Raw genomic sequence first — 24,240 nt, forward strand, 5'->3', positions numbered from 1 at the left:
GAGCTTCAGTTGTAGGCCACCGTCACCTTGACGACGCCGGTGTAGGTGCCGGCCGCCTGCGCGCCGCCCACGGTCAGCTTGCCGCCCACGTAGATGTAGGCCGCGCCCGAGGCCAGCGTGCCGGTGGCGGCATCGGTGGTCTCGTCGGTCTTGCCGGTGGGCGTGGTCGTGGTGACGGACTCGGTGATCCAGTCCACTGCCATCGTGTTGCTGCTGGCGTCGGTCAGCACCGTGTCGCTGCCGGTGTAGTCGATCCCGAAGGTGGCGCTGCCGGTGCCGGTCACGTCGAAGCGCGCGGCCACGGCCGTGACGCCGGTGGGCAGCGCCGTGGCACCCGCCTTGGTGCGCGTGCCGTCGGTCGCGACGGTCACCACGCCGTTACCGGCCACGACGTTGCCGAACACCAGGTCGTTGTTCTTGGTGACGGCAATGGGTTGCAGCACCTCGGCGGTGGCGCTGGCGGTGGCGTTGTCGGCGGCCTGCGCGACGCGCAGGCTGGCCAGCGCCACCAGGGTGAACATGACCGCCCCCAACAGGGTCGGCAGCAGCATCGGGCGTTGGGTTCTTGTGTTCATGGCAATCTCCAGTCGCTCTGGGCGAGCCCCGTCGGGCCTGTGCCGTGGCGGCGCAGACCCTCCCGGACCTGTTATCGACCGCGGCGGCTGGAGCTTGAATTGAGCCGCGTCTACCAGGTCGGCCCCAGCAGCAGATAGGCCGCCGTCTCGCCGCCGCGCGTGGCGCCCAGCGCGAGGAAGAACGGCCCGAAGCGCGTGTCCACGCTGAGGAAGCCGCTGACGGCCTGCTGCCAGCCATGGCGCGGCAGGTTGGACAGCTTCAGACCTGACCCCGCGCCGATTGCCCCCGTCTCCAGCGAGAAGCCCACGCGCACCGCGCCGCCCAGGCCCACCGGCATCTCGCCGATGCGCCTCGCCATGACGAGGCGGGCTAGCGCCATGTTCTCGCCCACCAGCGAGCCGTCCGGCGTGCCCGACAGGCGCAGGTAGCCGCCCAGCGACCGCGCCTGGCCGCGCTCGGCATGCGCCAGCTCGCCGTAGACCTGGCCGGCCCATTCGCCGAGCCGGAAGGCCTTCAGCCCCAGCAGCGACGCGTTGATGACGCTGGGCTCGCCGCGCGGCTGCAGCCATTCGATGCGTGCGGTGGTCCACTGGCCGCGGCTGGGGAAGGCCAGCGAGTCCAGCGAGTCGGTGTGCAGCTCCAGGTATTGCTGCCCGTACAACTGGGACCGGCGGCTGCCGCCCGGCACGACGGGCAGCACCACCTCGTCGCTGGCGCGCAGCCGGCCCACGCCGAAGCGCAGGTCGCCCAGGCCGGCCACGCGATGGCCCAGTTCCAGCTGCGCGCTGGTGAGGCTGCTGGCCAGGCGCAGCGCGCGCTGGCCCTGGTTGAAGACGTCGTTGCTGCCGGCCTCGTAGCTCAGGCGCGCAGCGCCAAACCAGCGCGAGCCGGCGCCCAGCGGCTGATGGAACTCCGTGTTGAGGCCGCGTGTGGAGCCGATGCGGGCGACCGTGCGCAGCTCGGCTCCCCAGGGGTTCAGCCAGTTGGCGACGTGCATACCCACCAGCGAATAGCGGTTGGCGTCGGCGAAGTTGCTGTACAGCTCCAGCCCCAGCCGCACGCGACTGGCGGCCCAGTCGGCCTCGGTGACGCGCAGCTCCACGGTGCGCTGCCCATCGCGGTCCTCCACGTCCAGCTCGATGCGTTCCAGGTCGCCCATGCCGTCCAGCCGTTCGGCGGCCAGGTTCAGCTCGGCGCGGCCCACGCGGTCGCCGGGCAGCAGCGCCAGCTCGGCGCGCAAGGCCTCGGCGTTCAGCCGCTTGGTGCCGGTGATCTTCAGTTCCGCCAGCGGCAGGGCCTGCATGGCGGCTTCGGGGTTGGCGCGGCGCTGCTGCTGCAGCGCGGCCTGCGCCGCGGGGTGGGCCAGCGCGTCCAGGCGCTCGCCGGCCGCCAGCGCCGCGCGGCGGCCGGTGGCCATGGCCTCGTCGGCACGGAAGAAGTCCATGAAGCCCATGCCCGGCAGGTCGGGGTCGATGACGATGTCCTGCGGCCGCAGTTCCTGCAGCGAGCGCTGCACGTTCTGCTCGGTCAGGATCTGCAGCATCTGGTTGGCCACCATGACGGCGCTGGTGATCTCGCGGTCTTCCAGCAGCGGAGTGCCCACGTTGACCGCGATGATGATGTCGGCACCCAGGTTGCGCGCCAGGTCGATGGGCAGGTTGCGCACCAGCCCGCCGTCCACGCGCGGCCGGCCGTTCACGCGCAGCGGCGCGAACACGCCCGGCACGGCCATGGAGGCGCGCAGCGCCAGGAACAGCGGCGTGTCGGCCTGGTCCAGCATCGCGCCCGACAGCAGGTCGGTAGCGACCGCGCGGAAGGGCAGTGGCAGCGTGCGGAGCGGATCCTCGGCGCGCGTCGTGGGCAGCAGCGACGACAGCGTGGCCTCCAGCTGGCCGTTGCCGGCGGCCCCGCTGGGCAGCGTGGCGCCGCGCTGCAGGTCGAAGCCGAACTCGATGCGCGAGGGCAGGCGCTCGTCGTCCTCGCGCCGGCGTATGGACAGGCGCTCGCGCGCGGGGCGGTCGGCCAGGATGGCGTTCCAGTTCGCGCCCTTCACCAGCGCCTCGATCTCATCGAGGCTGCGGCCCGAGGCATAGGCACCGCCCACGACTGCACCCATGCTGGTGCCCACGATGAGGTCCACCGGCACCTGCTTCTCCTCCAGCACGCGCAGCACGCCGATGTGCGCCAGGCCGCGCGCGCCGCCGCCTGACAGCACGACGCCGATGCGCGGACGGGGTGGCGGCGTGCGCGCCAGCACCGTCGTGGTGGCGATCAACAGGAGCAGGGCACAGAGCAGGGGGCGTCGCATGGCGCGGCACCATAGCAGTGTTCTTTTCGCGTTCGCGGTGCTTCCAGCACGACGGGCCGAGCGCCGGGCCGCCCCCAAGCCGCGAGGGGCCTCACTTCAATCCGAAGTGGGCCAGATCGCCTTGGCGGCGCATCTTCTGCAGGGCCTGATGCAGCCGGGCGGTCAGCTCGGCGGGCGTGCCGGGATGGCAGGCGATGTAGGCGTCGATGCGCATCACCACCAGATGGGCCTTGATGGCGTTGCCGCCTTCGGCCTGGATGGCCGGCGCGGCGCTGAGTTCGTTGGCCAGCCAGAAATCGATGCGGCCCGCCTGCAGCATGCGCAGCGCGGTGACCGGCTGGCTGACCTCCTGGGCCGTGATGCCTTGCTGGCGCAGCCAGGCCGCAGGCGCCGAGTCGCGCTGCACCACCACGCCGTGGCCGCGCAGGTCGGCGGGCGTTTGCAGCAGGCGCGTGTCGTCGCCGCGGGCATAGACGACGAGGGCTCCGCTGGCCAGCGGGCCCGCCCACTGGAACTGGGCCTCGCGCTCGGGCGTGCGCGTCATGCCCACCAGGCAGCTGCCGGGCGTGGCCGCGCCGGTGCTCAGCGCGCGCGGGATGGGCATGGCCTGCAGGTTCAGCGTCAGGCCGCTGACGTCGGCCAGCTTGTGCAGCAACACGGCGCCTCGACCGCCGATGGACTGGTCGGCCTCAACCTCGAACAGGCCCGGGTTGGGGAACACAACCAGATTCAGCCCCAGCGCCGTGGCGGGGCCGCAAACGAACGCAAGCGAGAGGAGGAACCTGCGCATGGCTGGGTTAGCTTGTTGCAACGGATTGTGGACGAGGCCGGGCGCAACGGGGTGTCCGACAATTCACGTATGACAGCCTTGACTTCCCTGCGCATCGGCGAGGGCTGGGACACCCACCAGCTCGTCACCGGCCGGCCGCTGATCCTCGGCGGCGTCACCATCCCGCACACGCACGGCCTGCTGGGCCACTCCGACGCCGACGCGCTGGCGCACGCCATCACCGACGCGCTGCTGGGCGCCGCCGCCCTGGGCGACATCGGCAAGCTGTTTCCCGACACGGCGGCCGAGTTCAAGGGCGCCGACTCCATGGTGCTGCTGGCCGAGGCCTACCGCCGCGTGGGCCAGGCCGGCTGGCGGCTGGTGAACCTGGACGCCACCATCATTGCGCAGGCGCCCAAGATGGCGCCGCACATCCCGGCCATGCGCGCACGGCTGGCCGAGGTGCTGGGCGTGGATGTGGGCCAGATCAACGTGAAGGCCAAGACGGCCGAGAAGATGGGGCCGGTGGGCGAAGGGCGTGCGATGGAAGCGCGCGCCGTCTGCCTGCTGTCAGCGGCCTAGGCCGAATTCCACCAGCTCGCCGCTGCGGCGCAGCTGTTCGATGCCAGCGTGCAGCCGCTCGACGATGGCGGCCGGCGTGCCCGGGTGGCAGGCCATGTGCAGGTCGATGCGGCCGAAGCTGTAGAGCACGCGGGGCGCGGGCACGCCCGAGGCCTTGACGGCGAAGCGCGCCACGACGTCGCTGCCCAGCCAGTAGTCGACGCGGCCGGCGTGCAGGATGCGCAGGCCGGTGGCCACGTCGTTGACCTCATGGCTGGCCAGTCGGTGCTCTTTCAGCCAGGCCGCGGGCAGCGCCTCGCGCAGCACGCCGGTCGTTGCGCCGCGCATATCCTCAGGGCCGTTGACCTGGCGGGTCTCGCCGGGGCGGCCGTACAGCGTGATGGTGCTGCTGGACCAGGGGCCGGCCCAGCGGAACGCGGCTTCGCGCTCGGGCGTGCGCGGCAGGCCGACAAGGCAGGCGCCGGACTTCAGCATGCCGGGCTGCAACGCGCGTGCGATGGGCATGGACTGACCGTTCATGCGCACGCCGCTGATCGTCTCCAGCCTGGCGAGCATCGGTGCGCCGGGGCCGGTGAAGCGGCCGTTCTCGATCTCGAACAGGCCGGCGTTGGGATAGATGACCATGTCCACGGTTTGCGCCTGGGCGGTGCATCCCAGCAGCAAGGCAAGCGCGGCGGCTCGTGGCATGGCAGCCAGATTAGCGCATGCCGAACTCGGTGAGTTCGCCGTTGCGGCGCATCTGGGCGATGCCAGCGTCCAGCGCCGCGACGGCGGCCGGGTCGGTGGACGTGTGGCAGCCCATGTAGAGGTCAATGCGGCCGAAGTTGTAGACCTGGCGCGGCGCCGGCCCGCCGTCGGCGCGGATGACGAAATGCGCGGCCAGGTCGTTGGCCAGCCAGAAGTCCACGCGCCGCGCCTGCAGCATGCGCAGGCCGGTGGTGTTGTCCTTGACCTCCGTGGCCGGGATGCTTTGCGACTTGAGCCAGTCCGACGGCGCCGAATCGCGCAGCACGACGATGCTGCCACCGCGCACTTCCAGCGGATCGTGGACGCGGCGCGGGTCGTCGCCGCGCACAAAGATGGCCGTGGCGCCGCGCGCCCAGGGACCGACCCACAGCAGCGTCGCCTCCCGCTCGGGCGTGCGCGACACCGCGACCATGCAGTGGCCCGGCTTCTGTTTCACGGTCAGCAGCGCGCGCGGGATGGGCATGAGCTGCTGGTTGAGCTTCACGCCACTGAGCGTTTGCAGCCGTTGCAGCATCGCGCCACCGGGGCCACCCGCACTCTGGCCGGGCGCCGACTCGAACACACCGGCGTTGGGGTAGACAAGCATCTCCAGCACCGGTGCCTGGGCCTGGGCGGCGGCGTGCATCAGCAGCAGAGAGAGCAGCAGGACGGCCCGTGGCATGGCCGCAGGTTAGCTCAAGCGGCCTGCAGTTTCAGTATGGTCAGCAGCCCGCCGTCGGGCGAGTTGCTGATGGACAGCTGGCCGCCCAGCCGTTGCACCGACTTCTCTACGATGGCCAGCCCCAGCCCCGCGCCGCTGGCCGCCGTGCGTGCGGCGTCGCCACGGTAGAAGGGCACGGTCAGGCGCTGCAGCCGGTCGGGCGGCACGCCGGGGCCGTGATCGCGCACGCGCAACTCCACCCAGGCACCCTGGCGCACGGCGCTGACGTCCACGCGCGCCGGCTCGCCTTCCGCATGGCCGTAGCGGCGCGCGTTCTCGAACAGGTTCAGCAGCACGCGGCCCAACTCGGTGTCGTCGACAAAGACCTTCAGCGCCGAACTGACCTGCACGCGGAAGCGGATCTGGTCGGGGTCGCGGAAGCCCTGCACCTCGCGCTCGACGAGTTCGCCCAGCCGCGTCTCGCGCAGCTGCGTCTCGTTGGGCCGCGCATAGTCCATGAACTTGCTGATGATGGCGTCGAGCTGATCGATGTCCTGAGCCATGAAGTGGCGGGCCTGCTCGTCGCTGACGCTCATCTCGGTTTCAAGGCGCAGCCGTGCCAGTGGCGTGCGCAGGTCGTGCGAGATGCCGGCCAGCATGACGGCGCGGTCTTCCTCCAGCTTGGCCAGCTCTCGGGCCATGCGGTTGAAGCCCATGTTGACCTCGCGGATCTCGCTGGTCATCGTGGTCTCGTCCAGGCGCGAGTCGTATTCACCGTCGCGGATGCGGCCAGCGGCCTCGGCCAGCTCGCGCAGCGGCTGGTTGATGAGGCGCGCGATCAGCGCCGAGCCCACCGCCGTGGCCAGCAGCGCGATCGCCACCCACCACCAGTTGCTGGCCAGCGAGATGGACAGCGGCGCCGGGCTGGTGCGCAGCCAGAAGGCATCCTCACCGACGATGTAGCGCACCCACAGGCCAGGCTGCTCGTTGACGCTGCGCGCGACGATGGTCTCGGGCCCGATGGACTGGCGCAACTCGGCGGCCAACCGCTTGGAGAAGGGACTGGTTTCGTACGGCAGCCAGCGGTCGGTCTGCTCGGCCACGCGCACCTGCACCGTGTCGCCCCGCGCCATGGACGTGATGACGGCCACGCGGTTGATGGGATCGGTGTGCTCCAGTGCGATGCGGCTGAGCTTGACCAGGCCGGCCAGCTGCTCGGCGGCTTCGAGTGCGCGCGGCTCGGCCTCCAGCAGCTTGAAGGTGTATTGCCAGGCCAGCACCGCGCCGGCCAGCAGCAGGGCCAGCCAAGCGAAGGTGCGCCAGAAAAGATTGAGCGCCAGATGGGGTCGGGCCATGCCTCAGACTCGGTAGGGGACAGCGCCATGCGCGGCGCTCGGGGTGGTGCTGTCCCGCGGTTTTATCAGCTGTTCTCGTCGGGAACGAACACGTAGCCCACGCCCCACACGGTCTGGATATAGCGCGGCTGGGCCGGGTCGGCTTCCAGCATCTTGCGCAGGCGCGAGATCTGCACGTCCAGGCTGCGGTCGAAGGGCTCGAACTCGCGGCCGCGGGCCAGCTGGGCGAGCTTGTCTCGCGACAGCGGCTGGCGCGGGTGTCGCACCAGCGTCTTCAGCATGGAGAACTCGCCGGTGGTCAGCGGCAGCTGCTCGCCGTTCTTGGTCAGGCGGCGCAGCGCCAGGTCGAACTCGAACGGGCCGAAGGTGACCGTCATCGGCTCCTTGGACGGCGCCCCCGGGGCTTCCGGCGGCGGGCGGCGGCGCAGCACGGCGTTGATGCGGGCCAGCAGCTCACGCGGGTTGAAGGGCTTGGCCAGGTAGTCGTCGGCACCCACTTCGAGGCCCACGATGCGGTCCACATCCTCGACCTTGGCGGTCAGCATGATGATGGGCGTCTGATCATTGGCGGCGCGCAGGCGGCGGCAGATGGTCAGGCCATCTTCACCGGGCAGCATCAGGTCCAGCACGATGAGGTCCACGGTTTCCCGGGTCAGCTGCTTGTTCAGCGCGCGGCTGTCTTCCGCCAGCAGCACGTCAAAGCCTTCCTGCGTCAGGTAGCGGCGCAGCAGGTCACGGATACGGGCGTCGTCGTCGACGACGAGGATACGGTTCTGGCGGGTAGACGCGCTGTTGTTCATCGCGGTTCCTGAATTTGTAACAGCGCCATTGTGTTCAGGTTTGAAACCCGGCTTTGTAGGACATGACGCAGCGGTTACAGCTCGTTGCCATGTGGTGCCTGTGTCCCCGGGATAACCTGAGTGCCTGTACCTTGAAAAGGAAAATCCATGCGAGCGCTTTTGATGTTGTCCACTCTGGCCCTGGCCACGGCAGCTCATGCCGCGGAGCCTCCAGTCGACCGGCTGAACCTGTCGGCCAGCGCCAGCGTCGAGGTGACGCGCGACGTGCTGGGCATCGCGTTCTCCACCACCCGCGATGGCGCGGACGCCACCGTCGTGCAGAACGGCTTGAAGCAGGCGCTGGATGCGGCGCTGGCGGAAGCGCGCAAGGTGGCCAAGCCGGGCCAGGTGGACGTGCAGACTGGCAGCTTCGCGCTGTATCCCCGCCACGACCCCAAGACCGGCAAGATCAACGGCTGGCAGGGCAGCGCCGAACTGCAGGTGGAGGGGCGCGACACAGCGGCCGTGGCGCAACTTGCCGGCCGCATATCGACGCTGACGGTGGCGCGCGTGGGCTACAGCCTGTCGCGCGAGGCCCGCGAGAAGGCCGAGGGGGAGGTCACGGGCCAGGCCATCGCCCGCTACCGCGCCAAGGCGACGGACTACGCCCGGCAGTTCGGCTACGGCGGCTACACGCTGGGCGAGGTCAGCATCAACAGCGAAGAGCCGGGGCCGCGGCCCATGATGGTCAAGGCCATGCGCATGGGGGCCGAGATGTCCGATGCGGCCCTGCCCACCGAGGCGGGCAAGGCGACCGTGACGGTCAATGTCAGTGGTTCTGTGCAGCTGAAGCGTTGACGGGTCTTTGACTGTGGGGGCGCGCCGGGCCGCTCCCAAGCGGCCCGGCAGCTCACTCAAACCGCGGTCCAGCCGCCGTCCATTGCCCAGGCCTGGCCGCGCACGTTGATCGCGGCATCCGAGCACAGGAACACGGCCAGCGCGCCCAGCTCGGCGGGTGTGGTGAACTGCAGCGAGGGCTGCTTCTCGGCCAGCAGGCGGCGCTTGGCCTCGTCGTTGCTCACGCCCTCGCGTGCGGCCAGCGCGTCGACCTGCTTCTGCACCAGCGGCGTCAGCACCCAGCCCGGGCAGATCGCGTTGACCGTGACGCCGGTGGTGGCCGTCTCCAGCGCGATGCTCTTCGTGAAGCCCACCAGGCCGTGCTTGGCCGCGACATAGGCCGACTTCTGCGCCGACGCGACCAGGCCGTGCGCCGACGCGATGTTGACGATGCGGCCCCAGTTCTTCTTCAGCATGCCGGGCAGCGCCAGCCGCGTCGTGTGGAAGGCCGAGGTCAGGTTGATCGCGATGATGGCGTCCCACTTCTCGACCGGGAAGTCCTGCACCGGCGCCACATGCTGGATGCCGGCGTTGTTGACCAGGATGTCGATGCCGCCGAACTCCTGGTCGGCATAGGCCACCAGCGCTGCGATGTTGTCCGGCTTGCTCATGTCGGCGCCGTGGTAACCCACCTTGACGCCCAGCGCCGTCACCTCGGCCCTGGGCGCTTCTGCATCTCCGAAGCCGTTCAGGATGACGTCGGCGCCCTGGCGGGCCAGCTCCAGCGCGATGCCGAGGCCAATGCCGCTGGTGGAGCCCGTGACCAGGGCGGTCTTGCCTTTCAACATGGGAGGCCTTTCTTGATTGCTAGGATGAGTTCAAAGGATTGAACCATGACCCAGCCCACCCTGCGCTCCGTCACCTGCCTGGACCCCACCGGCCTGCACCGCATGGCCTATTGGGAATGGGCCGGCCCGCGCGCGGATGCGCCGGTGCTGATGTGCGTGCATGGCCTGTCGCGTCAGGGCCGCGACTTCGATGCGCTGGCACGTGCGATGAGCGACCGCTACCGCGTCATCTGCCCCGATGTGGTGGGCCGTGGCCGCTCAGACTGGCTGCGCTCGCCGGCGGGCTACCAGATCCCCAGCTATGTGTCCGACATGGTGGCGCTGCTGGCGCGGCTGGACGTGGAGCAGGTGGACTGGGTGGGCACCTCCATGGGCGGGTTGATCGGTCTGGGCCTGGCGTCGCTGGCGCGGCCCGAGGGGGTGGCCAGCCCCATCCGCCGGCTGGTGCTGAACGACGTGGGCCCGGCCATCCGCTTCGAGGCGCTGCAGCGCATCGGCAGCTATCTGGGCAAGGCGCTGCAGTTCGGCTCGCTGGCAGAAGGTGCGGCCTATCTGCGCACCATCTCCGAGGGCTTCGGCCCGCACACCGAGGCGGAATGGCTGGCGCTGTGCGAGCCGCTGTTCCGCGAGGAGGGCGGCAAATGGGCGCTGCGCTACGACCCCGCCATCGCGCTGCCCTTCGGGGCCGTGACACCCGAACTCGCCGCCGCTGGCGAGGCCATGCTGTGGGCCGCCTATGACACGCTGCGCTGCCCCACGCTGCTGATACGCGGCGCCGAGTCCGACCTGCTCAGCGCCGAGACCGCCCGCGCGATGACGCAGCGCGGCCCCGGCGCCCGGCTGGTCGAGCTGCCCGGCGTGGGGCACGCGCCCACATTGATCCATGACGACCAGATCGCCATCGTGAGAGATTTCCTGAGTTCATGAAGACAGGCTTGATGGCCGAGGGCGCCGCTACCGCGCCCATCGTTGCGCTGCTGGATGCCGGCGCCCACCATTCCCATGCCGAGGTCGTTCGTGCCCGCTCGTTCGCCGAGCCGCTGCTGAACGGCGAGACGCTGGACACCGGCGAGAACGCGCTGGCCCATGCCGACGGCGTGGCGACCATCCTGCACGGCATCGGCGCCGCGCAGGAGCTGCAGGCCGCGGCCTACCTGGTCTACGCGGCCGACTTCCTGACCAAGCCCGAGGAGGTCGTCGCCAAGGCCTTTGGCGACAGCTATGCCAGCCTGGTGGAGCACACGCGCCGCCTGGTGCAGCTGCAGCGCGCCGCGCGCGGCGCCAAGCTGTCTGCAGACAAGAAGTCCGACCAGCGCGCCGAGCAGACCGAGCGCGTGCGCAAGATGCTGCTGGCGTTCTCGCGCGATCTGCGCGTGGTGCTGCTGCGTCTGGCCTCGCGGCTGCAGACGCTGCGCTGGTTTGCCGCCAGCAAGACGCCGTGCCCGCCGGAGCTGGCGGCCGAATCGCAGGCCGTGTTCGCGCCGCTGGCCAACCGGCTGGGCATCTGGCAGATCAAATGGGAGCTGGAGGACCTGTCCTTCCGCTTCCGCGAGCCCGAGACCTACAAGTCGCTGGCCAAGGCCTTGCACGAAACCCGCGTGGAGCGCGAGCAGCGCGTGGAGGCCGCGCGCGTGGCGCTGCAGGCCGATCTGTATGCGCAAGGCATCGCCGCCGAGGTGCAGGGGCGGCCCAAGCACCTCTACAGCATCCACAAGAAGATGCAGGGCAAGGACCTGGCGCTGGAGCGCGTGTTTGACCTGCGCGCGCTGCGTGTCATCGTTGCCAGCGTGGCCGACTGCTACGCGGCGCTGGCACGTCTGCACGAGCTCTACACGCCTGTGCCCGGCGAGTTCGACGACTACATCGCCAAGCCCAAGCCCAACGGCTACCAGTCGCTGCACACGGTGGTGTTGGGCCCGGACGACCGGGCCATGGAGGTGCAGATACGCACGCGCGAGATGCATGACCACGCCGAGCATGGTGTGGCCGCGCATTGGGCCTACAAGGAGGCCGGCGCGCGCGGCTATGCGGGCGTCACTGCGGCCGGCGAATTCGAGGAGCAGGTGGCGCGCGCCCGCAAGGCGGTGCTGAACCAGCTGCTGGCCTGGGAGCGCGACACCGTGCAGGCCGATGGCGGCACGGCGAGCTTCGACGACCGCATCTACGTCTTCACGCCGCAGGCCACCATCGTGGAGCTGGGGGCCGGCGCGACGCCGGTGGACTTCGCCTACGCGGTGCACACCGACCTGGGCCACCGCTGCCGCGGCGCGCGCATCGACGGCCACATGCTGCCGCTGAACACGCCGCTGCAGAGCGGCCAGACGGTGGAGATCACCGCGGTGCGCGAGGGCGGGCCGTCGCTGGACTGGCTGAACCCCGAACTGGGCTATCTGCAGAGCCAACGGTCGCGGGCCAAGGTGCGCGCGTGGTTCAACGCGCTGCAGCAGGCGCAGACCATCGCCAAGGGGCGTGACCTCGTCGAGAAGCTACTGCAGCGCGAGGGCAAGACTGCACTGAAGCTGGACGAGCTCGCATCGCGCTTGGGTTTCAAGGGTGCGGATGCGCTGTTCGAGGTGGTCGGCAAGGACGAGTACTCGCTGCGCAACATCGAGCTGCTGCTGCGCCCGCCCGAGCCTGTCGCCGACGAAGACGAGTTGCTGGCACAGCGGCACACGCGCAGCGCCAGCAGCGGTGCGCGCAGCGGTGTGCTGGTGGTGGGCATCGATTCGCTGCTGACGACCTTGTCGCGCTGCTGCCGTCCCGCGCCGCCCGACGCGATCTCCGGTTTCGTCACGCGCGGCAAAGGCGTGGCCATCCACCGCAGCGACTGCAGCAATCTCGCGGAGATGAAGCGGCGCTCACCTGAGCGCGTCATCGCCGTGGAATGGGGTGGCGGCGAGGCGACGGGCAAGAACGCGCCGGTCTATCCGGTCGACGTGCTGGTCGAGGCGGGCGACAGGCAGGGCCTGCTGCGCGACGTGCTGGAGGTGTTCGCGAAGGAGAAGATGAACGTCGTGGCCGTCAACACGCAATCGCTGCAGGGCGGCGCGGCCAAGCCCCGCACCGGCGGTGGCGAGACGGCATGGATGAGCTTCACGCTGGAGCTGTCAGATGCGTCCAAGCTGACCAAGGTACTGCGCGATCTTTGCGCCATGCCGGGCGTCCGTTCGGCACGCCGCAAGTGAATCTGGACGAGCCTGAAAAATCCATGCTATAGTGCGCAGCTCTTCAGGCGCGTAGCTCAGTTGGTTAGAGCACCACCTTGACATGGTGGGGGTCGTTGGTTCGAATCCAATCGCGCCTACCAAATTTGGTAGGTTAGAAATGCCTCAGATCTTCACGGATCTGAGGCATTTTTCATTGCCGCCAGTAAAGGCGGTTGCTCTCTGCTAGGTTGCCCTGACGACCAGTTCGGTCGGCATGATCTCGCTGGCCGAATCCTGACCGGCGATCAGGTCCAGCACCTTGCGGGCCAGCAGCACGCCGCCGTGATGCCAGTCCTGGCGCACGCTGGTCAGCGGCGGCGCGAAGCTCTGCGCGGCTGGTGAGTCGTCGTAGCCGATCACCGAAACCTGATCTGGCACGGGCAGGCCGGCATCCGTGAACGCGCGGACGGCACCCATGGCAAGCAGGTCGCTGGCAGCAAACAGGCCGTCAGGCAGCTTCGCACCCTTGGGAAGGCGCGCGAGATGGGACTGCACGGCCGTGAATCCGGCGCCGAAGGTGAATGCTGCCGGCGTCAGTGACTGCGCCTTCAGTCCGGCCTTCTTCAATGCCTTGGCGAACCCCTGCTGACGGTCCCGGATTTCGGCGTGGCGCACATCGCCCAGAAACAGCAGTTCGCGCCGACCCAAGGCGACCAGCCGTTCGGCTGCGCAGGCGCCGCCATGAGCGTTGTCTCCCCCGACGACGACCGCGTTGCCGCGACCGTGCTCGGCGCCCCAGACCACCATGGGCAACCCCATCGCCGCGGCCGACTTGACGGCCGAGCCGTTGGCACCCTGGCCGAGGAGGATGACGCCGTCTGCCGACGCTGCCATGCCCTGGCCGGGGCTTTGCATGGCCGACAGCAGCACGCTGTAGCCGCGCGATGTCAGCTCCTGCGTGATGCCGCCCAGCAACTGCAGCGGGTAGGCATCGGTCATCGGCCGGTCGGTGTCGGGCTGCATCTCCAGCATGACGGCCACCATGTGGCTGCGGCGCAGTCGCAGGTTGCGGGCGTTGTGGTTGAAACGGTAGCCGGCAGCCTCGGCCAGCGTCTTGATGCGCTCACGCGTGGCCGGCGTGACCGACGGGCTGTCGCGCAGCGCCCGCGAGACGGTGATGGCGCTGACGCCGGCGAGCGCGGCGATCTGTTCCATCGTGACTGGCTTGGCGTCGCTCATCCGTTTCTCTGCTTGATCGTGGCTGGGGGCCGAAGCGGACGCTTCGGGAGCAGCGGATTGTCGCCAACCCCGCACTGCAAGCTGCGATGACGTAAGGCGCCTGGGTGCAGGTGCCTCACGCTCCCTTTATGGCATCGATGTCATTTGTTTGCGACATTGGTGAATACCCAAATGACATCGATAACATTTGCCAGCAAAGTGCGTGCATCGACAGTCGGTGGCGGCCGCGCCGGTTGTCGGAGCACACAACAACCACCGGAGACATCCATGCACGACTTCCCTGCCGCGTCGCGTCGCGGCGACCATGCGTTCCTTCGCCCGCAACTGATTGCCCTGGCCGCCGCCGCCATGTGCGCCGCCGCCTCCGCGCAGGAGGCCGCCAAGCCCGCCGCCCCTGCGCCTGAGGTTCGCGAACTCGAAGCCGTCGTTGTCACCGGCACTGCGCGCCGCGAAGGGGTGCGCAAGCTGGAAGCGGGCTTCTCGATCACGACCGCGACCGAGGAGCAGATCAAGCAGGCGGCGCCAGCCAGCACCGCTGATCTGCTGAAGACGGTGCCCGGCATCTTTGTCGAGACTTCGGGCGGCCAGGCGGGCGCCAACATCCGCGTGCGCGGCTTTCCGACACCGGGCGACGGCCCCTACTCGACCTTCCAGCTCAACGGCGCACCGCTCTACCACCTGCCCACGCTGAGCTTCTTCGAGCATTCCCAGCTCTTCCGCCTGGACGACACCATCGACCGCATGGAGGTGTTGCGCGGCGGACCCAGCCCGGTATTCGGCAGTGGCCAGCCTGGCGTGACCGTCAACTTCATCCAGAAGGACGGGCGCAACCCCGAGGCCGGTTTGCGGGTGACCACCGGTACGGGCGATCTGCGCCGCGTGGACGGCGTCTATGCCGGCAAGCTCAGCGACCAGTGGAATGTCATGGTCGGCGGCTTCTGGCGCCAGAGTCATGGCCTGCGCGACACGCAGTTCCCCGCCGACGACGGCGGTCAGGCCAGCCTGGTGCTCACCCGCAAGCTCGACAGCGGCAGCCTGCAGCTCTACGCCCGCGCGCTGCGCGACCGCAATGCCTTCTTCACGGCCATTCCGGTCGTCGGCGGTGCCGATGGCAAGAGCGTGTCCAGCTATCCCGGATTCGATGCCAGCAAGGATTACTTCTACGGCAACGAACTGCGCCGCATCGTGCTGGAAACCGGCCGCGCGACCGGCCGCACGCTGCCCAATGGCCGCCCGGAGATCCTGCGCGAGACCGTCACGCGGGATCTCGCAGAAGGCCGCGGCGCCGATGTGCAGACCTATGGCGCCAACCTCGACACCAAGCTCGGCGACTGGACGCTGACCAACAAGCTCAGCCACACGCGCGGTGATACGCCGACCTATGCGCTGTTCTCGGGGGCCAATCCGCAGACGCTGTCCAGCTACATCGCGTCGCAGGTCACCGCGGCCAATGCCGAAGCGGCCGTTGTTGCCGCCGCGGGCGGCGTCGCGACAACCGGTACCGCCACGTTCACCAATGGGGGTGGCAGCGTGGCCGGCACCACGCCCGTCATCGTCAACGGCATGTGGGTCGTGGACAAGGCGCTGCGCTCGACGAGCAACGAGACGCGGCTGTCGCGCGAGGTCTTGCCGGGCCACAACCTCACCGTGGGTCTCTATCTGGCCGGCTACAGCTCGCACGATGTCTGGACGCTGGGCCAGGCGCAGCTGATGACGGTGCAACCCCATGCCCGCCTCATCGATGTGCGGCTCGACAACGGCGTGCGTGCGTCGCGCGCAGGTCATGTCTCGCCGCCGTTCTCCTTCAACCTCGATGCGGACTACAGCGGCGATACCCATGCCTTCTTCATCGCCGACGAGTGGCAGGTCACGCCGCAGTTGCGCATCGACCTCGGCGCGCGCCGCGAGACCCAGCGCATCACGGGCAGCATTGCCAACGTCAGCAACGGCGACCTCGATGCCGACCCGACGACGCTCTACAACAATAGCTTGTCCTATTTCAGCGGCACGAGCACGCTGATCGACAGCAAGCTCAGCCGAAGCTCGTTCACGGCCGGTGCCAACTACGCCTTCAGCCGCGAGTTCAGCGCCTTCGTGCGGGCCAACAAGGGCCATCGTCTGCCCGACTTCGACGTGCTGCGCGGCCGGGGTGCCAACGAGACCCGCGACTCCGTCGAGGACATCACGCAGTTCGAGATCGGCCTGAAGACCTCCACCAAGCTGTACAGCGCGTTCCTGACGGCCTATCAGAACCGCCTCACGAACTCGCAGACGCAGCAGTTCACGAACGCGGGCAATGTCGTGCTGCGTCCCAACAGCAAGGCCACCGGTCTGGAGTTCGAGCTGGCGCTGCGTCCCGGCGCCGGCTTCGAGATCGCCGCGACCGGCAACTTCCAGGATGCCAAGTACCGCGACTTCCAGCAGTTCACCGGCAACCGCGTCGAACGCGCCCCCAAATTCCAGGCACGCCTGACCCCAAGCTGGCAGACGCAGACCGGCTTTGGCCAACTGCGCGCCTTCGCCACGCTCAGCCACGTCGGTGAGCGCTTCGCAGATCAGACCAACACGCTGAAGCTGCCGGCCTACCGGACCGTCGATGCGGGCGCCGTGTTCTCCATGGACAACGGCCTGGAGGTGCGCCTCACCGGCACCAACCTGACGAACAAGATCGGGCTGACGGAAGGCAATTTCCGCGTGCCGGGGCAGGGCGTCGGGCAGGACGGCGTCTTCCTCGCGCGGCCGCTGTTCGGGCGTGCGTATGAGCTGAGCGTCGGCTTCCAGTTCTGACGCGCAAGATGGCGAAGCCCGAACTCCCCGCAGCCCTCGACATGACACGACCTTCTTCCCTGCCGGCGCTGCCCCTGTCGAGCGGTGGCCTGCGCATCAGGCTCGCCATCATCCTGACCTATATGTTCTTCGGCGCGCTGCTGAACAGCGTGGGCGCCGTCAACCTGCTGGTCGTGCAGACCCTTGGCGTGGCGCGCGCCGACGCCGCGCTGCTGGACGCGTGGAAGGACCTGCCCATCGCGGTCACGTCCTTCCTGGTCGCCTCGCTGCTGCCGCGGCTGGGGCTCAAGCGCTCCATGTTGCTGGCGCTGGCGGCGGTGGGCGCCGCCTGCCTGGCCATGCCGATGCTGTCGGCCTTCTGGGCCATCAAGCTGCTGTTCTGCACGCTGGGCGCCGGCTTCGCGCTCGTCAAGGTGTCGGCCTATTCCATGATCGGCCTCGTCACGCACGACAAGGCCGGCCACGCGCGCTTCACCAACCTGCTCGAAGGCCTGTTCATGGTGGGCGTGCTGGGCGGCTTCCTGCTGTTCAGCCAGGCCGCGCGCGCCGAGGGCCAGGGCTGGCTGCAGGTCTATCCGCTGCTGGCAGCCGTGGCGGCGGGCGCCTTCCTGCTGCTGCTGGTCAGCCCGCTGGATGAAGGCCCCATCCGTTCGCCCGGCACGACGCTGCGCGAGGACCTCGTCGCGATGGCACCGCTGCTGAAGATGGGCCTGGTCGTTGTCTTCCTGATGTCGGCCTTCCTCTACGTGCTGATCGAGCAGGGCATCTCGACCTGGCTGCCCAGCTTCAACAACGAGGTGCTGCATCTGCCCACGGCGATGAGCGTGGGCCTGGCCGTCATCATGCCGGCCACCACGGCGCTGGGGCGTCTCACCAGCGCCGCGGTCATCGGGCGCCTGGGCTGGTTCGCCGTCGTGTTGGCCTGCCTGGTGGGCATCGCTGCGCTGATCCTGCTCACGCTGCCGCTGGCCCGCAACGTGGCGCCGCTGGGGCCGGACGTGGGCTGGTTCAACGCACCACCTGCCGCCTACCTGCTGCCGCTGACCGGCCTGCTGCTCGCCCCCATCTACCCGGCCATCAACTCCGCGATGCTGAGCGCGCTGCCGCAACGCCAGCACGCGGCCATGACCGGCCTCATCGTTGTCTTCTCCGCCCTCGGCGGCACGCTGGGCAGCTTCATCACTGGCCGGCTCTTCGTTGCCTTCGACGGCACGACCGCCTTCGGCCTGCTGCTGGTGCCCGTCGTGGCGCTGGCCGTCTCCCTCGCCCGGCTGCGCCGGCATCTCTCGCCATGACTTTCTCCCGCCCGCGCCCCGGCGATCTTCTTGCCGCCGCGCCCACCCACGCCGCCGCACCAGCCGCGCACCGCACCGCGGCCACGCCGCGCGAGCTCTACGGTGACCTTTTCGTCGAGGTGCAGATGTCCCGCGTCTTCGGCGATGGCAAGAGCTTTGTCGACGCCCGCCCCCGGAGCTCGCCGGCGCTGATCCGCGCGCGCTTCGACGTCGAACGCCGCAGTGCCAACTTCTCGCTGGCCGATTTTGTGCAGACGCACTTCACGCTGCCCGCGCATGCCGAGGCTCCCACGCCGCAGCGCGGCATCCGCGAGCACATCCGTGCGCTGTGGCCACACCTCGTGCGCGAGCACCGCGACGCCGTCGAGGGGGAGAGCCTGCTGCCGCTGCCGCGCCCCTATGTCGTGCCGGGCGGACGCTTTCGGGAGCTCTACTACTGGGACAGCTATTTCACGATGCTGGGCCTCGTCGCCGATGGCCGGCGCGACCTGGCCGAGGGCATGCTGGCCAACTTCGCCCACCTGATTGAAACCTACGGCTTCATCCCCAACAGCAGCCGCAGCTACATGCTGAGCCGCTCTCAGCCACCCTTCTTCTTCCGGATGGTGGAGTTGCTGCACGCCGACGACCCCGCTGCCGGCTTCGCGGCCTGCCTCGGGGCGCTGCGGGCCGAGCATGCCTTCTGGATGGATGGCGAAACCGACCTCGCGCCTGGCCAGTCGCATCGCCGCGTACTGCGCACGCCCGGAGGAGCGCTGCTGAACCGCTATTGGGACGACCGCTGCACGCCGCGCGAGGAAAGCTGGCGTGAGGACGTCGAGACGGCCCAGGCCAGCGGCCGGCCGCACGAGCAGGTCTGGCGCGACCTGCGCGCGGGCGCGGAGAGCGGCTGGGACTTCTCCGGCCGCTGGTGCGCCGATCCGGCCGACATTTCGACCATAGCGACCACCGCCCTCGCGCCGGTGGACCTCAACGCGCTGCTCGCGGGTCTGGAAGCCGCGATCGCGCGGGGCGCCGCGCGCCTCGGCGATGCGGCTACGGCGCGGGCCTTCGACGCGCGCTCCGTGGCTCGGCGGCAGTCCCTGCAGACGCATTTCTGGCGCGCTGAGGCGGGCCACTTCGCCGACCTGAATTGGCGCGACGCTGCCGATCCGCGCCCACTGACCGCCGCCAGTCTCGTGCCGCTGTATCTGGGCTTTGCCACGCAGGCCCAGGCCGACTCGATGGCGGCCCAGGTGCGGCGCCACCTGCTCGGTGCCAACGGCCTGCTGACCACGTCGCTCACCACCGGCCAGCAGTGGGACGCACCCAACGGCTGGGCACCGCTGCAATGGATGGCTGCGCTGGGTTTGGCACGCTATGGTCAGGCGGCGCTGGCGCGGCAGATCGCGGCGCGCTGGTGCGCCAGTGTCGAGCGCGTCTTCACGGCCACGGGGCGCCTGCTGGAGAAGTACGACGTCGCCCAGGATAGGCCCGGCGGTGGTGGCGAGTACGAGACCCAGGACGGCTTTGGCTGGACGAACGGCGTGTATGTCGGCTTCCAGGATGTCCTGCTGAATGGCTTGCCTGACTGAACGGCGGGCGCGAGCTTCTAGAACGGGTAGTGCCGCGGCTGCGTCTGCACGGTGATCCAGCGCAACTCGGTGAACTCCGCGATGCCGGCCTTGCCGCCGAAGCGGCCCAGACCCGATCCCTTCACGCCGCCGAAGGGCATCTGCGCCTCGTCGTGCACGGTGGGCCCGTTGATGTGGCAGATGCCGGACTCGATGCGCCGCGCCACCTCCATCGCCCGCGCGATGTCGCGGCCGAACACCGCCGCCGACAGGCCGTACTCGTTGTCGTTGGCGCAGGCGATGGCGGCTTCCACGCCGTTCACGCGCACGATGCACTTCAGCGGCCCGAAGGTCTCCTCGCGGTAGACGCGCATGTCGGGTGTCACGCGGTCCAGCACCGTGGCGGGCATCAGCGTGTCGCGGGCCTTGCCGCCGCACAGCAGCTTGGCGCCCTTGGCCAGCGCGTCGTCGATCAGCGCGTTGCAATGCTCCACGGTGCCCATGCCCACCACCGAGCCCAGCACGACGGGCTCGGGCTTGCGTGGGTCGCCCAGCGGCAGCCTGCTCGCCTTGGCGACGAACTGGTCGACGAAGGCGTCGGCGATCCTGTCGTCGACGATGAGGCGCTCGGTGGACATGCAGATCTGCCCCGAGTTCGCAAAGCTGCCGAAGGCAGCCGCGCTGACGGCCTCCGCCAGGTCGGCGTCGTCCAGCACCAGCAGCGGCGCCTTGCCGCCCAGTTCCAGCACGACGGGCTTCAGGTACTTGGCGCAGGTGGCCGCGATGAGCTTGCCGACGCGGGTGCTGCCGGTGAAGTTCACGCGCCGCACGGCCGGGTGGGCCACCATGGCCTCCACCACCGTGGCTGCGTCGGCCGGCGCGTTGGTGAGGTAGTTGACGACGCCGGGCGGGAAGCCGGCGTCCTGCATCGCCTCGATGATGAGCTGGTGCGTGCGCGGGCAGTTCTCGCTGCCCTTGAGCACCACCGTGTTGCCGCAGGCCAGCGGCGTGGCGATGGCGCGCACGCCCAGGATGACGGGCGCGTTCCACGGCGCGATGCCAAGCACGACACCGGCCGGCTGGCGCATGCCCATGGCCAGCGAACCGGGCACGTCGGACGGGATGACTTCACCGCTCACTTGCGTCGTCAGCGACGCCGCCTCGCGCAGCATGCCGGCGGCCAGCATCACGTTGAAGCCGGCCCACATCGCGGTGCCGCCGGTCTCGGCGGACACGGCCTGCGCGAACTGCGGTGCCTTGGCTTCCAGCGCGTCGGCGGCCTTCAGCAGCAGCGCGCGGCGCTCGCCGGGGCCGGTGCGGCTCCAGGTCTTGAAGGCCTCGGCGGCGGCGTCGACGGCGGCGATGGCATCGGCCGTGCTGGCGGCCGGCGCGCGCGTGGCGACCGAGCCGTCCAGCGGGTTGCGGCGCTCGAAGGTGGCGCCCTTCTCGGCGGACACGGCCAGGCCGTTGATCAGCATCGACAAGTCGGACATGGCGGGGTTCTCCTGGGAAGCGGGTGAGGTGGAAGCGCCCTGGCCCAGATAGGCCTGGCGGATGACGCTGGAGCGCGCGAGCAGCGTGGCCGGGCCGCTGGCGACGAGGCGACCGCGCTCCAGCACGTAGCCGCGGTCGGCCACGGCCAGCGCCTTGCGCACGTTCTGCTCCACCATCAGCACCGTCGTGCCGGCATCGGCAATGCGGCGCGCGATGGCCAGCAGCTCGTCGACCATCTTGGGTGCCAGGCCCAGCGAGGGTTCGTCCAGCATCAACAAGCGCGGCGCGCTCATCAGCGCGCGGGCCACGGCCACCATCTGTTGTTCGCCGCCGCTCATGGTGCCGGCGAGTTGCCTGGCGCGTTCGCGCAGCTTGGGGAAGTCGTTGAAGGCCTGCTCCAGCCGGCGTGCGCGCTCGGCCGGTGGCACCAGCCAGCCGCCCAGCTCCAGGTTCTCGGCGACTGTCATCTGGCCGAACAGCTGGCGGCCCTCGGCGACGAGGGCGATGCCGCGCTGGACGATGTCGGAGGTTTTGGTGCCGGGGGCGATGTCTGCACCGTCCAGCTTGAGTGAGCCAACGCGCGGGATCAGCCCGGCGATGGCCTTCAGCAGCGTCGTCTTGCCGGCGCCGTTGGGGCCGAGGATGACGGTGAGGCCGGGGCGGGCTTCCAGCGTCAGGTCGCGCAGCACGAGGAAGGCTCCGTAGCCGGCGCTGAGGCCTTGGACGCTCAGATGGGCGGAGCGGATGTCGTTCTTCATGCGGCCTCCGCCATCTCGTCGCCCAGATAGGCCTCGATGACCTCGGCATTGCGCACCACCTCGGCGGGCGTGCCGTCGGCGATCTTGCGGCCCTGGTGCAGCACCAGAACGCGCTCCACATGGCGCAGCAGCGTCGTCACCGCGTGTTCGATCCAGATGACGGTCAGGTCCAGCTCGTCGCGCAGGCGGCGGATCAGCCGGGCCATCGCCTCGACCTCGCCTTCGGTGAGGCCGGCGGCCACCTCGTCCAGCAGCAGCAGGCGAGGGCGTGTGGCCAGTGCCATGCCGATCTCCAGCAGCCGCTGCTGGCTGGGCGTGATGGCAGCGGCCGGCAGCGCGGCCTGGGGCGCCAGGCCGATGAGCGCCAGGATGGCGGCCTCGTCCTTCAGCAGCGCGGGCGCGGCGCGGTGGCGGCCGGCGAACTGCAGGCCGAAGCCGATGTTGGCCGCCACGCTCAGCTCGGCGAACACGCGCGGCGTCTGGAAGGTGCGCGCGATGCCTTGCTGCGCGAAGCGGTGCGGCCGGGCGCCCGTCAGGCGCACGCCGCCCGCATGCAGTTCGCCGGCCGTGGGCTCGACGACGCCGGACAGCGCGTTGAAGAAGGTGGTCTTGCCCGCGCCATTGGGGCCGATGATGCCCACCAGCTCGCCGGCGCCGAACCCAGCGCTGACGCGGTTCACCGCCGTGAGGCCGCCAAAGCGCACCGTCACGTCGCGGGCTTCCAGCAAGGGGTGCCCGTTCATGTCGCCACCTTCTTCCTCGGCAGGCTCAAGGAGGCCAGGCCGCCCGGCAGGTAGAGCACGCACAGGATCAGCAGCAGCCCCAGCGCCATCATGTAGAGCTGTGGCAGCTGCAGGCGCAGCGTCTCGGCCAGCAGGCTGAAGACGACCGCCGCGATCAGCGGCCCCCACAGCGTGGCCGCGCCGCCGATCAGCGCGATCAGCACGGTCTGGAAGCCGATGAAGGGGTTGAAGACGGTGCTGGGGTCGATGTAGGTCCAGCGCACGCTCATCGCCGCGCCCACGGCACCGGCGAAGGCCGCCGTCAGCGCAAAGCCGGCGACCTTGACCCAGCGCGTGTCGACGCCCAGCGTCTGCGCACGCTGTTCGTCGAAGCCTATGCCCTGCAAGGCCAGGCCGAAGCGGCTGCGCCGCACGAGGATGGACGTCAGCAGCGCCAACACGGCCAGCGCCAGCACGGTGACGTAGATGGTGTCGCGCTCGGGCAACACCGTGAGCACGCGGCCCACGGTGCCGGTGACCTGTTTTTCCCAGTAGGTGATGGCGTGGCGGATCAGCTCCGTCATGCCGAAGGTCAGCACGGCGAAATAGGTGCCGCGAAGGTGCAGCACGGCGGCGCCCATGGCCAGCGCGACGCCGGCCGCCAGGGCCGCGCTGAGCGCGATGGCGGCCCACCAGCCCGTTTGTTCCAGCATCAGCGCGCAGCCATAGGCGCCGATGCCGAAGAAGGCCGAGGTCGCCAGCGACATGTAGCGCGTGCTGCCGCAGAACAGGCTCCAGCTGGACGACAGCGCCGCATACATCAGGCAGGTCAGCGCCAGAGAAACAGCGAATTCGCTGCCGTAGTGCGGCACGGCCAGCGCCCAGCCGGCCAGCGCGAGGAGGATGAGGAGATCGCGCTTCATGTCACTTGCGGGTAAATAGGCCGTTGGGTTTCCAAAGGAGGACGGCGATGAAGATGCCGTAGGACAGCAGCGACTTCAGCGACGGATTCGTGAAGTGCATGCCCAGCGCCTCAATGACGCCCAGCGACAGGCCGCCCAGCAGCGCGCCGCTCATGCTGCCGAAGCCGCCCAGCGTGATGACGATCAGCGCCGTCACCGTGTAGGGCTCGCCCATGCTCGGCGAGATCGTGTAGGTCATGGACAGCAGGCAGCCGGCCACGCCCGACAGGCCCACGCCCACGCCGAACATCAGCGGGTGCAGCCGCTCGGTGTCGATGCCCACCAACTGCGCGCCGGTGGGCGACTGCATCAGCGCGCGCACGCCCTTGCCGTACAGCGTCTTCTTCAGCGTGACGATGAGCGCCGCACTGAAAGCCAGCGCCAGTGCCAGCAGCAGCAACTTGTTGGCGGCGAACTGGGCGGAGCCCAGCGCCACCGGTTGCGTCAGGAAGTCGTAGCCGCGCAGGTCACCGCCCCAGGCCATCTGCGCGAAGTTCTGAACGAGGAACATCAGACCGAAGCTGGCCATCAGGCCGCGCGCCTCGAAGATGTCGACGTTGGCGCTGGTGCGCGTCAGCCGCCGGAACACCAGGCGATGCACGGCCAGGCCCGCGGCCATCAGCAGCGCGAACGCGACCGGGATCATCAGCAGCGGCGACAGCCCCCATTGCGCGGTGGCCATCCAGGTCAGGAAGGCGCCCACCATCAGAAACTCGCCATGGGCGATGTTCAGGATGCGCATCAAGCCGTATTGCAGGTTCAGCCCCAGCGCGACGAGGGCGTAGACACCGCCGGTGATGAGGCCGGAGGCGATCAGCTCGAACCAGGAACCCAGGGCCATCG

Annotated in this window: 20 protein-coding genes, 1 tRNA gene and 1 pseudogene; 8 read left to right on the top strand and 14 right to left on the bottom strand. The window is 69.5% G+C overall.

Annotated elements, in window-relative coordinates; genetic code table 11:
- Window positions 1–5: 5 nt before the first annotated feature.
- The 3 genes from J2X21_RS04895 to J2X21_RS04905 all read right to left on the bottom strand — a co-directional run bounded on the left by J2X21_RS04895 (window position 6) and on the right by J2X21_RS04905 (window position 3,674).
- Complete coding sequence (locus J2X21_RS04895; RefSeq protein ID WP_310325634.1) at window positions 6–575, bottom strand: DUF4402 domain-containing protein; 570 nt, start codon at window positions 573–575, stop codon at window positions 6–8.
- A gap of 110 nt (window positions 576–685) precedes the next feature.
- On the bottom strand, window positions 686–2,884 hold the full coding sequence (locus tag J2X21_RS04900; protein ID WP_310325637.1) for a patatin-like phospholipase family protein: 2,199 nt from the start codon (window positions 2,882–2,884) through the stop codon (window positions 686–688).
- A 91-nt stretch (window positions 2,885–2,975) separates the two neighbouring features.
- Window positions 2,976–3,674 (bottom strand): substrate-binding periplasmic protein, encoded by a 699-nt coding sequence (locus J2X21_RS04905; RefSeq protein ID WP_310325638.1) that lies wholly within the window; start codon window positions 3,672–3,674, stop codon window positions 2,976–2,978.
- 69 nt (window positions 3,675–3,743) lie between these two features.
- Between J2X21_RS04905 and ispF the strand changes: the two genes are divergently transcribed.
- Window positions 3,744–4,235, top strand: coding sequence for a 2-C-methyl-D-erythritol 2,4-cyclodiphosphate synthase (gene ispF, locus J2X21_RS04910; protein ID WP_310325641.1), 492 nt, complete (start codon window positions 3,744–3,746; stop codon window positions 4,233–4,235).
- Here ispF and J2X21_RS04915 read toward each other — a convergent pair.
- From J2X21_RS04915 to ompR, 4 genes are all read right to left on the bottom strand, one after another.
- On the bottom strand, window positions 4,224–4,922 hold the full coding sequence (locus tag J2X21_RS04915) for a substrate-binding periplasmic protein (RefSeq protein ID WP_310325644.1): 699 nt from the start codon (window positions 4,920–4,922) through the stop codon (window positions 4,224–4,226). The two genes, ispF and J2X21_RS04915, sit on opposite strands and share 12 nt — an antisense overlap.
- A gap of 10 nt (window positions 4,923–4,932) precedes the next feature.
- Window positions 4,933–5,643: a substrate-binding periplasmic protein gene (locus J2X21_RS04920; protein ID WP_310325647.1), complete on the bottom strand. Its 711-nt coding sequence runs from the start codon at window positions 5,641–5,643 to the stop codon at window positions 4,933–4,935.
- Between the two features lie 14 nt (window positions 5,644–5,657).
- Complete coding sequence (locus tag J2X21_RS04925; protein WP_310325649.1) at window positions 5,658–6,977, bottom strand: ATP-binding protein; 1,320 nt, start codon at window positions 6,975–6,977, stop codon at window positions 5,658–5,660.
- Between the two features lie 65 nt (window positions 6,978–7,042).
- Window positions 7,043–7,777: an osmolarity response regulator transcription factor OmpR gene (ompR, locus tag J2X21_RS04930; protein ID WP_310325651.1), complete on the bottom strand. Its 735-nt coding sequence runs from the start codon at window positions 7,775–7,777 to the stop codon at window positions 7,043–7,045.
- Window positions 7,778–7,924: 147 nt separating this feature from the next.
- Between ompR and J2X21_RS04935 the strand changes: the two genes are divergently transcribed.
- On the top strand, window positions 7,925–8,614 hold the full coding sequence (locus J2X21_RS04935) for an SIMPL domain-containing protein (protein WP_310325653.1): 690 nt from the start codon (window positions 7,925–7,927) through the stop codon (window positions 8,612–8,614).
- Between the two features lie 56 nt (window positions 8,615–8,670).
- Here the strand turns inward: J2X21_RS04935 and J2X21_RS04940 are convergent, their stop codons facing one another.
- The gene (locus tag J2X21_RS04940) at window positions 8,671–9,441 is read right to left on the bottom strand and encodes a 3-hydroxybutyrate dehydrogenase (protein WP_310325654.1); all 771 of its coding nucleotides are present in this window, start codon (window positions 9,439–9,441) and stop codon (window positions 8,671–8,673) included.
- 45 nt (window positions 9,442–9,486) lie between these two features.
- On the opposite strand from J2X21_RS04940, the gene J2X21_RS04945 reads away from it, so the two are divergent.
- The 3 genes from J2X21_RS04945 to J2X21_RS04955 all read left to right on the top strand — a co-directional run bounded on the left by J2X21_RS04945 (window position 9,487) and on the right by J2X21_RS04955 (window position 12,748).
- Window positions 9,487–10,368, top strand: coding sequence for an alpha/beta hydrolase (locus J2X21_RS04945; RefSeq protein WP_310325657.1), 882 nt, complete (start codon window positions 9,487–9,489; stop codon window positions 10,366–10,368).
- Window positions 10,365–12,626: a RelA/SpoT family protein gene (locus tag J2X21_RS04950; RefSeq protein ID WP_310325659.1), complete on the top strand. Its 2,262-nt coding sequence runs from the start codon at window positions 10,365–10,367 to the stop codon at window positions 12,624–12,626. Before J2X21_RS04945 ends, J2X21_RS04950 begins: the two co-directional genes overlap by 4 nt.
- 45 nt (window positions 12,627–12,671) lie before the next feature.
- A tRNA-Val gene (locus J2X21_RS04955) sits at window positions 12,672–12,748 on the top strand.
- Between the two features lie 82 nt (window positions 12,749–12,830).
- Here J2X21_RS04955 and J2X21_RS04960 read toward each other — a convergent pair.
- Entirely contained in the window at window positions 12,831–13,826 is a 996-nt protein-coding gene (locus J2X21_RS04960) for a substrate-binding domain-containing protein (RefSeq protein WP_310325662.1), read from the bottom strand.
- Between the two features lie 267 nt (window positions 13,827–14,093).
- Between J2X21_RS04960 and J2X21_RS04965 the strand changes: the two genes are divergently transcribed.
- Genes J2X21_RS04965 through treF form a run of 3 tightly spaced genes read left to right on the top strand, consistent with a single transcriptional unit; the run spans window position 14,094 to window position 19,482 of the window.
- Window positions 14,094–16,613 carry a TonB-dependent receptor gene (locus tag J2X21_RS04965; protein ID WP_310325665.1) on the top strand — a complete coding sequence of 840 codons (2,520 nt, stop codon included), beginning with the start codon at window positions 14,094–14,096 and terminating at the stop codon, window positions 16,611–16,613.
- 41 nt (window positions 16,614–16,654) lie between these two features.
- Complete coding sequence (locus J2X21_RS04970; protein WP_310325667.1) at window positions 16,655–17,908, top strand: MFS transporter; 1,254 nt, start codon at window positions 16,655–16,657, stop codon at window positions 17,906–17,908.
- The gene (treF, locus tag J2X21_RS04975) at window positions 17,905–19,482 is read left to right on the top strand and encodes an alpha,alpha-trehalase TreF (RefSeq protein ID WP_310325668.1); all 1,578 of its coding nucleotides are present in this window, start codon (window positions 17,905–17,907) and stop codon (window positions 19,480–19,482) included. Before J2X21_RS04970 ends, treF begins: the two co-directional genes overlap by 4 nt.
- Window positions 19,483–19,499: 17 nt before the next feature.
- On the opposite strand, the gene J2X21_RS04980 is transcribed toward treF, so the two are convergent.
- The 5 genes and pseudogenes from J2X21_RS04980 to J2X21_RS05000 form a co-directional block, all read right to left on the bottom strand.
- Window positions 19,500–20,954, bottom strand: a complete 1,455-nt coding sequence (locus tag J2X21_RS04980; RefSeq protein WP_310327206.1) for an aldehyde dehydrogenase — start codon at window positions 20,952–20,954, stop codon at window positions 19,500–19,502.
- A gap of 267 nt (window positions 20,955–21,221) precedes the next feature.
- Window positions 21,222–21,713, bottom strand: a pseudogene (locus J2X21_RS04985) (ABC transporter ATP-binding protein); the annotation flags it as partial.
- A complete protein-coding gene (locus J2X21_RS04990; protein ID WP_310325671.1) occupies window positions 21,710–22,456 on the bottom strand; it encodes an ABC transporter ATP-binding protein in 747 nt (248 codons plus the stop codon). The gene J2X21_RS04990 and the pseudogene J2X21_RS04985, both read right to left, overlap by 4 nt.
- On the bottom strand, window positions 22,453–23,358 hold the full coding sequence (locus J2X21_RS04995) for a branched-chain amino acid ABC transporter permease (protein WP_310325674.1): 906 nt from the start codon (window positions 23,356–23,358) through the stop codon (window positions 22,453–22,455). Before J2X21_RS04995 ends, J2X21_RS04990 begins: the two co-directional genes overlap by 4 nt.
- A 1-nt stretch (window position 23,359) precedes the next feature.
- Window positions 23,360–24,238, bottom strand: a complete 879-nt coding sequence (locus tag J2X21_RS05000; protein ID WP_310325677.1) for a branched-chain amino acid ABC transporter permease — start codon at window positions 24,236–24,238, stop codon at window positions 23,360–23,362.
- Window positions 24,239–24,240: the final 2 nt, after the last annotated feature.

The sequence above is a fragment of the Roseateles asaccharophilus genome, assembly GCF_031458115.1.
GTDB classification, from domain to species: domain Bacteria; phylum Pseudomonadota; class Gammaproteobacteria; order Burkholderiales; family Burkholderiaceae_C; genus Pelomonas; species Pelomonas asaccharophilus_A.